The organism is Candidatus Omnitrophota bacterium, from assembly GCA_040755155.1.
In the GTDB taxonomy this organism is placed as follows: Bacteria; Hinthialibacterota; Hinthialibacteria; order Hinthialibacterales; family Hinthialibacteraceae; genus JBFMBP01.
In genome coordinates this window covers 163,251-177,397 of sequence record JBFMBP010000153.1, presented here as the reverse complement: position 1 = coordinate 177,397, position 14,147 = coordinate 163,251, and the positions used below count along the sequence as shown (strand labels likewise).

The following is a 14,147-nucleotide window of genomic DNA, read 5'->3' as shown; positions in this document are numbered from 1 at the left end:
CGGATGTCCAAAGATCGAGCGGCTCTTCCGGCGGATTGACGCAATAGCCGGGGGCGCGATGGAGATTGAGGTTGATATGGATTTTGTATTGTTTTCCCCATTCGACAACCTGGTCGATTTCCTTGAGTACTTTCTCGTCCAATTTCTTAGGATCGGCGCTGTCGGTCCAACATCTGTAATCCATAGGCAAACGGACGAAGTTGAAGCCCCATTGGGCCATCCACTCGAAATCGCGTTCAATGTAAGGCTTATTGCCGCGCAGGGTGAATTTTTCAAGAAGGTTGAAGCCTTTGAGAGGGGGAATATGGCTGGCAGTTATTTGTTCGCTGGTTTCGGCTCGCGCTGGGATTGGAATGGCGGCGCCAGCCATCAGCGCGGAAGCGGCGGTTAAAAATTGACGGCGTTTCATGGTTCACCTCGCATAGTTATATAGTTATGTAGGGTGGGCTCAAAGCGAAGCGTAGCCCACCTCTCTCCTAGTCGCTGTTTTGGATTGTTAGGTTCATTTTTTTTATCGCTTTGCTCGTTATGAGCCGCCTTGCCGAGGAATTCGGCGATGGCATAAAGAAAAAGGATTAAGGATTCTCGGCTCGGCAGGAGTCTCGCCCTCCCTTCTTGTTCGAAGGTAAATTATGGGAGGGCGAATCTCCTGATGAGCCGGCCTGCCGTTTTAATCAAGGGCAAAAATAACTTTTGCCCTTGCCACCCAACCGAGAAGACATAACCTGATTTACCAGCGAGTCAATATTTCTACTGAGACGCTGTGGTAATTCCATGCGCGGTCGATTTCGTAGAATTCATAAATGAGAGCAACGCCCCAATGGGGCAGGAAATACTTTTGACCTTTGAGAGAGATCGATTTCGTTTTGCGGCCTTCGATGAGAGGACCGGCGCCGAGAGTAACGATTTCCTCGCCCAATCCGCCGCCGAGTTCGAGGAAATTGTCTTCGCCGAAATATCGGCGTAGTGATAGAGCGCCGGAGACAAAAACATTGTCTCTTTTCGGCGTAAAATTTAAGCGGCCTCGAATGTACCAATCGTCCAGATATTTTCCAATGGAAAAGCCGTAGATATTGATATCGTCGTTGGAATAATCCATAAGTCGATAATTGCCGGAAATTTCCCAACCGCCGCCGACGTCTTGATACAACTCCAGCAGCGCGTCGGTTTGGGGCATGAAATCGGCGCCGGGAACGATTTGCAGGCGAAGGTTGCCGTAAGCTTCCCGCCATAGATCGAGGTAGCCGTCGATGGCGGCGCCTTCGTCGATTTCGGAAAAACGTTGGGCTTGGAATCCTTCGATTCCCAAAACGCCGTTAGAAAATTTTCGTTTGACGGAAGCGCCGTAGCGATGCCAGCCGGGCAAACCGGAGGAGAGAGCATTGTAGGAATAAAAGAGCGAGGCTTCCCAGAGAAATTTTTGGGGCGATGGCTCGGATGGGAGTATGGATTCCAGTTTCGATGGAGGAATCGGTTCGGATTTTGGAGGAAGCAGTGGTTCGATATCGCTTTCCTTAGCGCCTTTTTCTCTCGCCGTTTGCAGATCGGCGTTCACTGCTTCGAAGCGTTGCGCGTTGAGGTTAGCCTTGGCGCGCGCGAGATAAGGAGCGGGATCGTTGGGAGCGAGTTCGATCCATTTCCCGTAAGCGTCCGCCGCCGCTGGCGCTTGGTTCGACCATAAGTAAACGTCCCCAAGAGCCGACCAGGCGTCGCCGTAGTGGGGAAAATGGGCGGTTACGAAGAACAAATCCTGCTGGGCTTGTTCGTAATTCTTGTTCCAGGCGTAAGCGCGGCCTCTTCCCAGGAAAACATCGGGATCGCCGGGATGATCGGCGAGAATATCCGTATAGACAGAAATGGCTTGTTCCCATTGGCCGGAAAAAGAGAGCGCGCGGGCCAATCCGTAGCGGGCTTCATAGGATTGCGGATCGTACGCCAAATAGGATCGATAGGATTCGATGGCGGCAGAGTAATCGTTGCGTTCCAGCGCCGAGGCCGCCTGTTGGAGCAAGTTGGATGACGGAACGGCGGATAGAAACCATAAAAGAAATAGCGGCGTCATTTATTCTTCTCCGATCCAAAGCCTTTGCGCTCCATTTTACCCCATCCTTTTTTGCGGGAAAGAAAGGAAAAGAAGCCTTTCATGCGCCAATAGGAATTGATTTGACGGTATCCCAGAATTTCGACGATGGAAAGAAAAAACAATTGAAGCAGGTCTTGGAAATTCGGATAGCGGCGGAAAGACAATTCCTCTAGTCCGACGGCGGCGAAGGAGAGCGCGACGCCAAAAACGAAGGCGACGGATATAAAGCCAGCGATATAATAGGGCGATGCAGCGCCGATAATCAGCGTAATCAAAAAGGAAATATACCCCATAAATTCAATGACCGGCCCCAAACCTTCCAAGAAGAAATAATAGGGAAAAGCGAGAAGGCCGATTCGTCCATAGCGGGGATTGAACAGCATCCGGCGGTGGTGAAACATGACTTCCATCAATCCGCGCTGCCAGCGGTTGCGCTGTCGTCCCAGAATTTTCAATGATTCCGGACATTCCGTCCAGGCGACGGGGTCAGGAACGTAGGCGATGCGATAGGGGATTTTGCGCTCCCGGCAATAGCGGTGAAGGCGGACGACGAGTTCGATGTCTTCGCCGACGGTTTCGAAGGCGGTGCGCGCGGTGGCGTATCCGCCCGCCTCGACGACGATGGAGCGGCGGAAGAGGCCGAAGGCGCCAGAGATGATGAAGGTGGCATTCAGGGATTCCCATCCCATGCGCCCTGCGAGAAATGCGCGGAGATATTCCAGCACCTGGAACTTCGCCAGCCAATTTTGGGGCAAGCGGACTTGGGATAGCATCCCGGCGCGTACATTGCAGCCGTTAGCGATGCGGATGACGCCGCCCGCCGCTACGGTTTTCTCGTCTTCAAGAAAAGGCCGGACGATGCGGGCGAGGGCGTCTTGTTCCAAAAGGCTATCGGCGTCCATAGCGCAAAAGATCGGCGTGCGGCAGAAATTGATGCCTGCGTTTAGCGTATCCGCCTTGCCGCCGTTCTGCTTGTCGATGATCCATAGGTTCGGATGACGGCGGCTATGATAGACGCCTCGAACCGGCGCCGTGGGCAATTCCGCCGTCGGTGCGCGGGCGGCGGGAACCAGTTGGAAGGCTTCCGTCAAACGGGCAAGGGTGGCGTCCTTCGAACCGTCGTTGATGAGGAGGATTTCGTAATTGGGATATTTCAGCGTCAATAAGGATTTGACCGATTCGACGCAGGTGGCTTCTTCGTTATAGGCAGGCGCCAGCAGAGTGATCGGGGGCGCTCCGGCGGCGGAGACGATTTCTTCCGTATAGAAGGATTTCAGACGCCGGGCGTATTTCCGCAGGGAACGGTAGGAAAGAAGGCTGGTAATCAAGTAAACCGAATTTAAAAGGATGAAATAAAACAGGACGAGAAGATTGATAAAGAAAATGAGCTGCGATAGGAGTCTCAAGATCATAATCTGGCCTCGAGAAGCACTTGCCGCGCGATTTCGGCTCTAGGATGGGCGGAGGCGGCGATTTCCCGCAAGAGGCCGGTTTGTCCGATATCTTTCAATCCCCATGCGGCGTGGATGGCGACCCAGGGATAAGGATCGTCGAGCGCGGCGCGAAAAATCGGCGCATCGTCTTTTCCGCCAAGAAATCCTAACGAACGAATGGCGTTGGCGCGAACGGCGTCGTCGGATGCGCCGCATAAAGAGCGCAAGATGGGCAAATGCTCTCCCCGTCCCACCCGACCGAGCAAGCGCAAGGAGGAGGCGAGCAGATCGCGGTCTTTTTCTCGTTCGAGAATCGGCGGGATCGCATCCGCTGCCTTCCAATCGTTCAACCTCTTTAAGGCTTCCGCGGAGACGGCTCGCGTCCGCGCCGGAACGCTGGGGTTGGAGTATATTTCCCGCAAGCCGGGGGCGATTTCCGAGCCTACCGCCGAAAGCATAGAGGCAAGAAAACTGGCGCTCCAATTGTCGAAGCGGTGCAGGCGTTGCAGTACGGCCCCCACCCATTCGGGCCGCTTTTCCGCCATCAGCGCGCGCGCCGCCGACATGGCGACAAGAGGAGAGGAATCGTCCAAAGCGGCGATGATGGCGGGATAATGCGTTTGCATCCCCAATAGGCTTAAAATTCTGATCGCCCAGGCGCGCTGTTCGGGATTTTTTTTGCGGGCGATTTTTTCGATCCGGCATAAATAGGGTTCGGCGAAGCGGCAGAGAAGATCGCGTTCTGCGCCCGCGAGGCGGCGGGCGTAGCGCATGAGAAAATCGACGAAATAGATGCAGTCTTTCTTGTGGACGAGGTTCCATACATCCTGAGGAGTTTTATCTCCCGCGAGAGCGTCCAGGATATTCTCTTCCCATTTATTTTCCAGATATTTCCAATAAGCGGCTTTCTTTTCGTTGCGGAGCCGGAGAACGACGGCGGCCAACGCGAAGAGGAAAGAAAATAATAAGAGGATGATAATAGTGATGGAAACGATAAGAAGCAGGCGATCGCGCTGCGCCAAAGCATAATAGGAGAATAGGAATCGATCGAACAAGGATGTCGTCTCCCTGGAGAATTAGGACGGCGTCCGCTAACGCGCCTATTTTTCATATTCGCCTAAGACGATATTTTTTTGGATGCGAAATCCATCGCTTGCTTGGCGAGATCCATCGCTTGGTTGGCGAGGTCCAACGCTGGACTTCTATTCGTCTGTCATCCATAGATCGTCACTCCCGATCGATGCGCTTCCCGCCCCACTGTTCCATGAAGTCCAATCTGTTTTTGAAATTCATCAGAGCGTAATAAAAAAACGTCCAAAGAAAAATCGGGATGGGGAAAAAGGTTGTGAATACGGCGCAGCGTTTCTTTTTTGGATTCGTCTCCATCATACACTATCAATAGATCGATGTCGCTTTCTGGTTTTGGAGATTCGTTTGTTTGCGAGCCAAACAAGATAATCTTGGACGGCTTCAACGATTCGGCGATCGTGTTGGCGACCGACAGCGCTTTCTTATTTTGAATCATCGCAAGCCTCCCTATCGAATCGGTTATTTTATTCCTCAAGAATCCGTTGAACCATCTTTGGCAGTTCCAATGGATTGAAGGGCTTGCCGATGACGCCTTTCGCTCCCATCGCCTGGAGGCGTTCCGCATTGATGGAATCGGCCATCGCCGTTAAAAAAATGACGGGAGTATCCTTTAGTTTTTCTTCTTTCCGCATCAATTCGAGCAGAGCGGGGCCGTTCATTCCTTCCATCACGTAATCCATGATAATCGCGCCGGGCAATTCGCTTTTCGCCAATTCGAGGGCTTCCAATCCCCCCTCGGATTGGATGACGTCGCAGGCGAGTATTTTTTTGAGGGATACGGAGAGAATCAACAACATATCCGTATCGTCGTCGATAACGAGTATTTTCATTATCCCTTTAGGAGGCGGCGCACGCGCGCGATAAGTTCGATCGCCGAGAACGGCTTTAGGATATAGTCGTTTGCGCCAAGGCCGAAGCCGCGAGCGATGTCTTTTTCGCTGCCCATCGATGTCAGCATAACGACGGGCGTTTTTTCGTAATGGGCGATTTTCCGTAGATTAGTTAGGACTTCGAAACCGTCCATGACGGGCATTTTCACATCCAGAATCACGAGCGAAAACGGCGTTCCGGACGCTTCCGCCAAAGCGGCTTCCCCGTCTGCGCAGTGGACGATGTCGAAGCCTTCGCGACCCAAGCGGTGTTTTACGATCGACGCCACAAGATCGTCGTCTTCCGCCAGCAGTATTGTATTCTTGGCGATGGGCGTTATGGTATCTTCCGAAAGGATCAGATTTTGGCCTTCCGTCTTGGCGAGAAACAAGAGACGATCCGCATTGGCGACGGCCTCGTCCACCGCGAGCGTTTTGGATGCGCTTACGATCCCGGCGGAAAAAGTAACTCGGATTTGCTTGCCGCCGAGACATTGGAAGGTTTCTTGTTGCAGCGATTGGCGCGCGCCGGTCAGCAATTCGGCGGCGGCGTTGGGCGTGGTATTGGGAAAGAGAACGGCGAGTTCTTTTTCTCCCCAGCGGGTCATGACGTCGGTTTTGCGCAACTGGCGGTCGATAACGGAAGCCGCGCTTGACAGGAAGCGGTCGCATTCTTCCTCCGTTAAATTCTCGGACAGCGGGGGAAGTGGTTTCAAATCGAGAATGGCGATGGAGCACGGCTCTTCTTTTTTAATGGCTTGGGCGTATTCTCCGCGCAAGGCGGCCCGGTTGAGAAGGCCGGTGAGGGGATCGCGAAGCGGTTGGCGTTCGAAAACGCCGCGCTGAATTTCGGCGGCGATGGAAGCGGCGATGCTTTTGGGATCGAATGGTTTTTTAAAAAAAGCATTGGCGCCGAGAGCAAGGCATTCCGTCTTGATATGATCGCCCGGCAATCCGGAGATGACGTAGAGAGGAGTCGCCGCCGTTTTGGGCCGTTCCCGCAAGGTTACGAGCAAATTGCGTCCGTCGATGTCCGGCAGAACCAAATCGAGCGCGATGAAGGAGATTTCGTTTTGCTCGATGATGGTTTCCGCTTGCGCCGCCGACTCGGCCATGAAGATTTGGCGATTTTCGCCGGATAAAACGATCTCCAACAAGCGGCTGGAATCGGGATCATCTTCAATAATAAGAATATTGCATTGGTTCGTTTTCTTCCCGTTGGATATTTTGCGTAGAACATCTAAAAGAACCTTTACCGAATCGGCGAGTTTTTCCGTCTGAGCCTCCTCGGCGTTTCGAGCCGCTTGGGTGACTTCGGGGAAGCCGTAGACTCCGCCGGAGCCGCGAAGAGAATGCGCGATCCTGCGGATGGATTCTTCCATGCTTCTATCGTTTTTTAAAAGCGATTGAAGCGCCGCGTCCAAGGCGTCGATGCGGGAAATCAACGAATGCTGGTAATACGCCTTTAGCTCGTCATCCATAGCCGCCAACCTCGCGGGACCTCTCGAATCGAAATTTAACTTGGAATAGTGTGGGACGAATTCGCTTATAGGGGTGAAAGAACCAATCGTCAATCGTGAGAATTTGCGTATGCGCTGTCCGTAAGGTATCTTTCTCCATGACGGTTAAATCAATACCTATTATAATGAGTGGTTTATTTCTTGAAAACGGGCGGCCTCTTAAAGTAGGAAGAATAGTCGATTTATTGGAGATATTTTATAACCCATTATGCAAAGACAGTTTCGCAATGGAAAGGAATCATACCCTTTGATTATCTCTTGGTTAACCGCCATTGCGCTTTTCGGCGCGCCATCGCCCGCTTCCATCGCATCCGAAACGGCTATTCTTTCCGTGGAAATCGATTTGCGGGATTGGGGCTTGGCCAATCTTTCCGAAGCTCAATTCGGCCAAGTAGGAGTCGCTCGCGGCGAAGGCGGAGATATTTTGAATGCGTATCGGCTGAGTAAACCGGTGGTAAAGGGTGCGATCCCGGCGAACGCTCGCCGTGTTCCATCGAGTACGGAATCGCATTTCGTTGTATCTCTCTTCGATGATGTATCGGCGAATCGGTTGGGCGGCGTCTTCAATGCGTTTCAGCGCCATCCTTCTTCCGCAACCGCTTCTCTAGAGTCGACTTCCGATGGCCGCCGCGCCTTGTCGATGGCGTATGACAAAAAAGAGAACTCGTATTGCGGTTTATGGATTCATCTTTTCGATTCCAAAGCGGCGGAGGCGCAGCGAATTTTTTTCGACGCCAAACCGTTGGCTTTTATGTCCTTTTGGATTAGGGGCGGAAATGGAGGCGAAAAGATTCTGCTTAGGATCGCCGACGCCGAGTTCCTCAAGAAGGAAGATTCGCTTCCTATAGGAGAGGCCGGCCAATTTTTACCTTCCGGACGCATCGAATCCTATTGGCAACAAGCCGTGGTTCCCATAGAAAAATTCCCAGCGCGGATTCGGCGCGATCAATTGGCCGTCGTTGTTTTGGAAGCCGCCGGTGCGGGGGCGGGACGAATCGAATTGAAATCGCTGGCTTTCGGCGCGGATCGCCGGAATTTGCCCTCCTTGCCCCCATTATCGAAGTCTTCAGGCGAAGCGCGGACTATCGAAAAGGCCATCTGGGCGTGGAATACTCGCGATTTGCTGGCGGACGAAGCGCGGCGGGACGAATTCGCCGATTTTTTGGCGCAGCGCGATATTCAACATGTTTATTTGCAAATCCCCCCCTGTTTGATCGATTGGGCGACGGCGGCGGGGTGGAATTCCGATCTGCAAAAACTCGCGGAATGGATTGGAAGAATTTCCGAGAGAGGGATTCGCGTTCACGCTCTCGACGGCGATCCGCATTTTATTCTTCCCGAGCAGCGCAGCCTCTGGCTTCGGCGGGTGGATAATGCGATACGATTCAATCGGATGGCGAAAGCGGGGATGCGGTTTTACGGCGTTCACTTCGATGTCGAACCGCATGCGCTCCCCGGATTCAACAGCGCGCGGCAGGAAGAGTTTTTACGAAATTTTTTGGAGTCCTTGGCGGAAGGCGCGGAACGCGCGCAGGGAAATCGTTTGTATGTCGGCGTGGATATCCCTTCTTGGTATGACGCCGTGGACGAATGGACGGGGGAGCCGTTGTTCGTCGATTTTCGCGGCGAACGCAAGACGGCGGCGCAGCATGTTATCGACATCGCGGATGGGGTTGTAGCAATGAATTACCGGACGAAATTATCCAGCGTCACCCACCTTGCCGCCGGTATGCTCGGCTATGCGGCGAAATGGGGGAAATCCATCGTCATAGGTTTGGAAACCGCAAAATTGCCGGACGAGACGGTGTATTCTTTTCGCAGCCGTTGCCGGCCGGGTTTGCCTTCTCTCTCGCCGGCGGATCGTTTCTTGATCGCGGCGTCCCGCGAAGGGAAAACGAAGATTTATTTATTGCCGCCGAACCAGTTCGAAGCGTTTAAACGGCGTATTTTGGAAGATGGAATGCAATCCGCCACGTTCCAATATTGGCCTATAGACAGCGCCGTCATCGTATCGGGCGATCAATTGAGTTTCTATCGGCTGGGATGCGATTCGCTATGGAGAGCGATGGAGGAATCTTTGCCCGAACTGCGAGCCTATCCTTCCTTCGCAGGATTCGCTATTCACGATTATTTAGGATTGAAAAAACTTGTCGAGCGGCGTTGACTCCGCCGAGAGACATTGGCGTAGGGTGGAGTCCATGCTAAGCGCAATCCGCAATTCTCCCTCCACTATGCGATGTTATACGGTTTTGACGTAGATGACCTTAGAATCGCCGGGGTGATAGAAGTCGGTCAGGAACGCCTCTTGGATATAGCCGCATTTCAAATAAAACGCGCGAGTCGGCTCGTATAAATCGCGGGATGATGTCTCTATATATATCCGGCGGCCGCCCAATTTGGCGATCAGCGGTTCCGTCCGCTTTAAAAGTTCTTTACCGATTCCCATGCCCCGGAATTCGTCATGCACAGCGATCCAATACAGATCGTAGCTGCAAGATGTGGCGGGGATGGGGCCGAAACAGGTATAGCCCACTGTGCGGCCATTGAGATCGGCGAAGAGAAAATGGTAGCCGCTCGGCAATCCCTTCTCCAACCTTTCCTGGACAAGTTCGACGGCGATGAGGATTTCGTCCTCGGCAAAGAAGCCCGTCGATTTCACGATGTTTCCGACGTTATCCGCATCGTCTGGATTTACGGTTTCCCGGTAGGAAAGGGCGGCCAGGATCGTTTGACGGGTGGTATTGTTGTTTTGTTTGGATTCGTTCATTTCTTTTCCCTATATATATGTAAGATTAATATCGTAAACGGCGCCGTCGATGATGCTTTGAATGGCATGTCGAAAAGACAATCCGCCGCGTTCGATGGCCGCCGCAAAACCGCCGTCGGGCGAAAGACAAGGATTGGCGTTGATTTCCAACACCCAAGGTTTTCCGGAGGGATCGACGCGGAAATCGACGCGGGCGTAGCCGCGCAAGCTAAAAATCTTCCAACATTGCATGGCGATGGAACTAAGTTTATTTAGCAAGGCTTGATCCGAGGCGGGAAAATCGAAGCGCCGGGGCGTATGGTGGTATTCGAACGAATCCGCCTCCCACTTGGCGCGGTAACCGACTACGCGCCGCTTGCCTTCGGGATAATCGTCGAACGAGATTTCCGCCGGGGGCAATACTTGCGCTCCGTCCTTCGCAGCGAGAAGAGAGAGGTTGAATTCCCGTCCTTCGATGAATTCTTCGGCGAAGCAATCGCCTCCCAGGCTCGGCGCCCGGCGCTCCATTTCCCGCAACAGTTGTTCGGGCGTTTCCGGCGCGAGGATGGAATCTTCATCCAGACCGATGGAAGCGTGTTCCCAGACGGATTTGATGATATAGGTATGTCTGGGGCGCGCGATATTCGTCCGGAAGCCTTTCAAAGGAATCCAAGCGGGAGTATGGACGCCGCGAGATTGCAGACGTTGCTTCGCCTTTAGTTTATTCGTCGTGTCGCGGATGGCTTCTGCGCCCGATCCCGTATAGGGACGTTTCAAGGCTTCGAACATGGCGGGAGCGGCGTGAATCGAGCGGCTTTGGCCGTCGATGGATTCGACGAGATTGAAAATGAGGTCCGGCGCTATGGCTTGCAGTTGTTCCGAAAGAATTTCGAAACGATTGACGAAAGGCAGAATGGAAACTTCGTATCCCATTTCCCGCAATGTTTGCGAAACAATCCGGGCTTGTTCTATCGTATCCAAATCGTCCAAGCTGGGATTATCGGAAACTTGGCTATGCACGACAGCGATTTTTTTTATCATCGTTCGCGACAGGATTCATCCTAAAAACAGCGATTTGCGACAAGCCTCCCTACCGCGGAAAGGCTCTCGGCGATTACAGCCGTCCCGCCGTTGAAACGGCGGGCTAGTATCGTTAGCCCCTTTAAAGGGGCATTTGGAAATAGCCCAGTCTTTTTTTTGGATGCATTTTTTGTTCAAATGCACAAGTTTTTTTTAAGGGTAAAATAAACAGCATTTTACCCTTGGCGCCCGCGAGTGATTAGTAAAAGAAACTAAACGCATTTTCCGCTTTCTATTCACGATGCGATTTCAATGCGATGAGCGGGGCGGGCGGCAAGGGCTCGTTTCCAGGCGGACTGGACGATCGTCCCGATCAGCTTCTGGTAGGTTATTCCCGCTTTCGCGCAGAGGATTGGAAGATCGGAATGTTCGGGATGCAGCCCGGCCAGGGGATTGACTTCCATAAAATTGGGGACGCCGTTGGCGTCGGCGCGAAGATCGACGCGCCCTCCGTCGAGGCAACCCAGACCTCTCCAGGCTTGCAGAGCGATCTCTTGGCATTGCTTCGCCATTTCGTCGTCCGCCCAACTGTAGTCCACGAGTTCTTCGCAGTATTCTTTATTTTTATAGGAATAGACGTCGTTTTCCGCCTCGGCTTTCAGGTGGATTTCCATAGCGCCGACGGCGCGGGCTTCTTCTCCCGCGCCCAGAATGCCGACGGTAAATTCCCGTCCCGGCAGAAAGGTTTCTACGAGGACGGGTTGGTTGAATTGAGCGAGAAGGCGTCGGCCCGCCGCGAGCAATTCTTGAGGGGAGCGTATTTTGGATGTCGGGTCAATGCCTTTGCCTGTACCCTCGCCGATGGGTTTTGCGAACAGAGGGTAGGGAAGATTCACACGAGCCAGATCCGCTTCCGTCTCCACGACGCAGAAATCGGGAGTGGGGATGCCAAGGCTTCGGACGACCTGCTTGCACATTCCCTTGTGAAGAGTGAGCGAAAGGACGAGAGGATCGGAAAAAGTGTAGGGAATGTCGTAGGCTTCCAGCAAACAAGGAACCTGCGCCTCCCGTCCGACGCCGCGCATTCCTTCCGCGATATTGAAGACGAGATTCCAACGGTCTCCCCGCGCCAGCCGTTCCGCGAGGCGGCGTATATTGCCGATGCGGTCCGTCGCGAATCCCAAGTCGCAAAGGGTTCGCTCCAACGCATCGATCGTTTCGGGACGGTCGAATTCCGCCGTCTCTTCTTCGCTATAACCTTCCGCGAGGTAGTCATCCCGCAGGTCGTAAGTAATGCCGATTTTCATAGAGAACGCTCCCTGTCCGTAATTCATGATATAACAGATGGCGCCAACGCTCGGCGCTGACAATATCGACGCCTACGGCGTCAAGCAACGGCTTGCCCGGCGTCTGAAGTTGGGGAGGACACCCCTCGGCGAGGCCGTCGAGTCCCGATTCCGTGAAGTAAATTGGATACAACCGGCACACCAAAGGACGCGCTTCGAGAGGAAGAACGCATCCTTGTTCGGTTAAAAAGATACAATCGCGATTTTCTTGTTGTTTCAGCACCCGGCGCGATTTGTCTGGAAGAACAGTGTAAGCATTCCAGTTGGGATCGTCGTTTTGATCGAGATAAGATGGATCGACTGGAATTCTGTTTTCGTAGAAATCCGGCTGGTCCGTATACTCTCTTATGCGAAGGATATCTCCATCCGTAACCAAAACATCCGTATATTGACAACAAGTACGTTGAACTCGAGCGCATTGAGCGCATAGACTCATACAAAGCCTCGTTTCGTTTTCCCGGCGTCAATCGCCAATTTGCCGCTATTTAAATTTCTCTTTACAAAATTAGAAGAGGTGAGGCGAGGATTTCCCCTCATCCTAGCCTTCTCCCAAAGGGAGAAGGAATTAATTAGGAGCAATTATAATTGGCATCGATTCATACCGGGTCCGGATAGCGGAAAATTTTTCCTTCGTAATTTTTCAACAATAAGTCGTTTCCATCGCGACCCACGATGGTTTCGGGCAGCAAGGGGATTTTGCCGCCGCCGCCGGGAGCGTCGATGACGTAATGAGGCACGGCGTAGCCCGTCGTATGTCCCCTCAATCCCTGAATGATTTCCAATCCCTTTTGCACCGGCGTCCGAAAATGGGCGGAACCGGTAATGGGATCGCATTGATAGAGGTAATAGGGCTTGACGCGGATTTTCAACAAGCCTTGCATCAAGCGCATCATCGTTTCCACATTGTCGTTTACGCCCGCCATAAGAACCGTCTGGCTGCCCAAGGGGATGCCCGCATCGGCCAGGCGTTCGCAAGCCTGGGCGGTTTCGGGCGTCAATTCGTCCGGATGGGCGAAATGAAGACTCATCCACAATGGATGATAGCGCTTCAACATACGCGTCAAGGCGGGCGTGATGCGTTGGGGAAGCACGGCGGGGACTTTGGCCCCGATGCGGATCATTTCGACGTGCGGAATACGGCGCAGCCGCTGCAACAGCCATTCCAGCGAATCGTCGGTCAACGTCAGTGGATCGCCGCCCGACAACAAAACGTCGCGTACGGCGGGAGTCGATTCGATGTACTGAAGAGCCTTTTCCCACTGATTCCGGTCGAAGCGGTATTCGCCTTGGCTGCCCACCATGCGGGACCGGGTGCAGTAGCGGCAATAGGTGGAGCAGAAGCCGCTAACCAGGAAGAGAACGCGATCCGGATAGCGGTGGACCAATCCGGGAACCGGCGTATCATCATCCTCGTTTAAAGGATCGTCCGCTTCGCCCGGAGCATGAAGATATTCGTTCGAAACGGGAACGACCGTACGCCGGATCGGTTGGGCGCTGTCGCAGGGGTCCAACAGGCTGGCGTAATAAGGCGTTATGCCCACCGGCAGCGATCCTCGATGTCTTTCAATGGCGTTACGCTCGTCATCGGTCAGTTCGATAATGCGCGATAGCGTTACGATGTCGCGGATGCGGCTGCGCAACTGCCAATGCCAATCGTTCCATTCGTCGTCGCTGGCGTTGGGGAATTGCCTCAAGCGGAAAGCGCGCGTTTGGGGAGAGAGGCGGAATTTCCGGCTTTCTCTTTTTCTCTGGGAAGGAAGAGAGGGTTTTTTGAGGATTTCCTTGGCAGTTCCGTTGGTTGGGGAGATAAATAGGGCGCGAGAAGCGGCCAAACGGCTGGGAAGATTTTCATTCGTCGCTGGACGAATCCGATCATTAGGGTAAGGATCCTCGCTGGGAGGTTTGTCTTCCTGCTCGGTCAGAATTGTGAGATGGCTCATCAGTCTTATCTGTTCCTCCTTTGAAATTTTGATTGGTTTTTTTATTCCTTCTATAAGAAACAACTTACGAATAAAGATTTGATCGATAACGCTTGGGAACA

13 protein-coding genes are annotated in these 14,147 nt (G+C 53.1%); 1 reads left to right on the top strand and 12 read right to left on the bottom strand.

Annotation, left to right across the window (positions count from 1 at the left end):
• The 7 genes from AB1656_24440 to AB1656_24410 form a co-directional block, all read right to left on the bottom strand.
• A partial coding sequence (locus AB1656_24440; protein MEW6238548.1) for a cellulase family glycosylhydrolase occupies positions 1–409 on the bottom strand: 409 nt, incomplete at its 3' end.
• Between the two features lie 321 nt (positions 410–730).
• On the bottom strand, positions 731–2,062 hold the full coding sequence (locus AB1656_24435) for a YaiO family outer membrane beta-barrel protein (GenBank protein MEW6238547.1): 1,332 nt from the start codon (positions 2,060–2,062) through the stop codon (positions 731–733).
• Positions 2,059–3,495, bottom strand: a complete 1,437-nt coding sequence (locus AB1656_24430; GenBank protein MEW6238546.1) for a glycosyltransferase — start codon at positions 3,493–3,495, stop codon at positions 2,059–2,061. The genes AB1656_24435 and AB1656_24430 overlap by 4 nt, the downstream gene beginning before the upstream one ends.
• Positions 3,492–4,571 carry a HEAT repeat domain-containing protein gene (locus tag AB1656_24425; GenBank protein MEW6238545.1) on the bottom strand — a complete coding sequence of 360 codons (1,080 nt, stop codon included), beginning with the start codon at positions 4,569–4,571 and terminating at the stop codon, positions 3,492–3,494. Before AB1656_24425 ends, AB1656_24430 begins: the two co-directional genes overlap by 4 nt.
• A 158-nt stretch (positions 4,572–4,729) precedes the next feature.
• Positions 4,730–5,041: a nucleotidyltransferase domain-containing protein gene (locus AB1656_24420; GenBank protein MEW6238544.1), complete on the bottom strand. Its 312-nt coding sequence runs from the start codon at positions 5,039–5,041 to the stop codon at positions 4,730–4,732.
• Between the two features lie 28 nt (positions 5,042–5,069).
• Entirely contained in the window at positions 5,070–5,435 is a 366-nt protein-coding gene (locus AB1656_24415) for a response regulator (GenBank protein MEW6238543.1), read from the bottom strand.
• The gene (locus tag AB1656_24410) at positions 5,435–6,955 is read right to left on the bottom strand and encodes a response regulator (protein ID MEW6238542.1); all 1,521 of its coding nucleotides are present in this window, start codon (positions 6,953–6,955) and stop codon (positions 5,435–5,437) included. Before AB1656_24410 ends, AB1656_24415 begins: the two co-directional genes overlap by 1 nt.
• Positions 6,956–7,241: 286 nt before the next feature.
• Between AB1656_24410 and AB1656_24405 the strand changes: the two genes are divergently transcribed.
• Positions 7,242–9,158, top strand: a complete 1,917-nt coding sequence (locus tag AB1656_24405) for a hypothetical protein (protein ID MEW6238541.1) — start codon at positions 7,242–7,244, stop codon at positions 9,156–9,158.
• Between the two features lie 75 nt (positions 9,159–9,233).
• Here the strand turns inward: AB1656_24405 and AB1656_24400 are convergent, their stop codons facing one another.
• The 5 genes from AB1656_24400 to AB1656_24380 form a co-directional block, all read right to left on the bottom strand.
• Positions 9,234–9,761, bottom strand: a complete 528-nt coding sequence (locus AB1656_24400) for a GNAT family N-acetyltransferase (protein ID MEW6238540.1) — start codon at positions 9,759–9,761, stop codon at positions 9,234–9,236.
• 9 nt (positions 9,762–9,770) lie between these two features.
• Positions 9,771–10,781, bottom strand: a complete 1,011-nt coding sequence (locus AB1656_24395; GenBank protein MEW6238539.1) for a D-alanine--D-alanine ligase — start codon at positions 10,779–10,781, stop codon at positions 9,771–9,773.
• Between the two features lie 275 nt (positions 10,782–11,056).
• Entirely contained in the window at positions 11,057–12,067 is a 1,011-nt protein-coding gene (locus tag AB1656_24390) for a D-alanine--D-alanine ligase (GenBank protein ID MEW6238538.1), read from the bottom strand.
• Positions 12,033–12,542 carry a hypothetical protein gene (locus tag AB1656_24385; protein MEW6238537.1) on the bottom strand — a complete coding sequence of 170 codons (510 nt, stop codon included), beginning with the start codon at positions 12,540–12,542 and terminating at the stop codon, positions 12,033–12,035. Before AB1656_24385 ends, AB1656_24390 begins: the two co-directional genes overlap by 35 nt.
• A 160-nt stretch (positions 12,543–12,702) precedes the next feature.
• Positions 12,703–14,046, bottom strand: coding sequence for a KamA family radical SAM protein (locus tag AB1656_24380; GenBank protein ID MEW6238536.1), 1,344 nt, complete (start codon positions 14,044–14,046; stop codon positions 12,703–12,705).
• Positions 14,047–14,147: the final 101 nt, after the last annotated feature.

Bases quoted from the DNA above. Each gene is read 5' to 3' on its own strand.
- AB1656_24435 (MEW6238547.1), bottom strand. From the start codon at position 2,062: ATGACGCCGCTATTTCTTTTATGGTTTCTATCCGCCGTTCCGTCATCC.
- AB1656_24430 (MEW6238546.1), bottom strand. From the start codon at position 3,495: ATGATCTTGAGACTCCTATCGCAGCTCATTTTCTTTATCAATCTTCTC.
- AB1656_24420 (MEW6238544.1), bottom strand. From the start codon at position 5,041: ATGATTCAAAATAAGAAAGCGCTGTCGGTCGCCAACACGATCGCCGAA.
- AB1656_24415 (MEW6238543.1), bottom strand. From the start codon at position 5,435: ATGAAAATACTCGTTATCGACGACGATACGGATATGTTGTTGATTCTC.
- AB1656_24410 (MEW6238542.1), bottom strand. From the start codon at position 6,955: ATGGATGACGAGCTAAAGGCGTATTACCAGCATTCGTTGATTTCCCGC.
- AB1656_24400 (MEW6238540.1), bottom strand. From the start codon at position 9,761: ATGAACGAATCCAAACAAAACAACAATACCACCCGTCAAACGATCCTG.
- AB1656_24395 (MEW6238539.1), bottom strand. From the start codon at position 10,781: ATGATAAAAAAAATCGCTGTCGTGCATAGCCAAGTTTCCGATAATCCC.
- AB1656_24390 (MEW6238538.1), bottom strand. From the start codon at position 12,067: ATGAAAATCGGCATTACTTACGACCTGCGGGATGACTACCTCGCGGAA.
- AB1656_24385 (MEW6238537.1), bottom strand. From the start codon at position 12,542: ATGAGTCTATGCGCTCAATGCGCTCGAGTTCAACGTACTTGTTGTCAA.
- AB1656_24380 (MEW6238536.1), bottom strand. From the start codon at position 14,046: ATGAGCCATCTCACAATTCTGACCGAGCAGGAAGACAAACCTCCCAGC.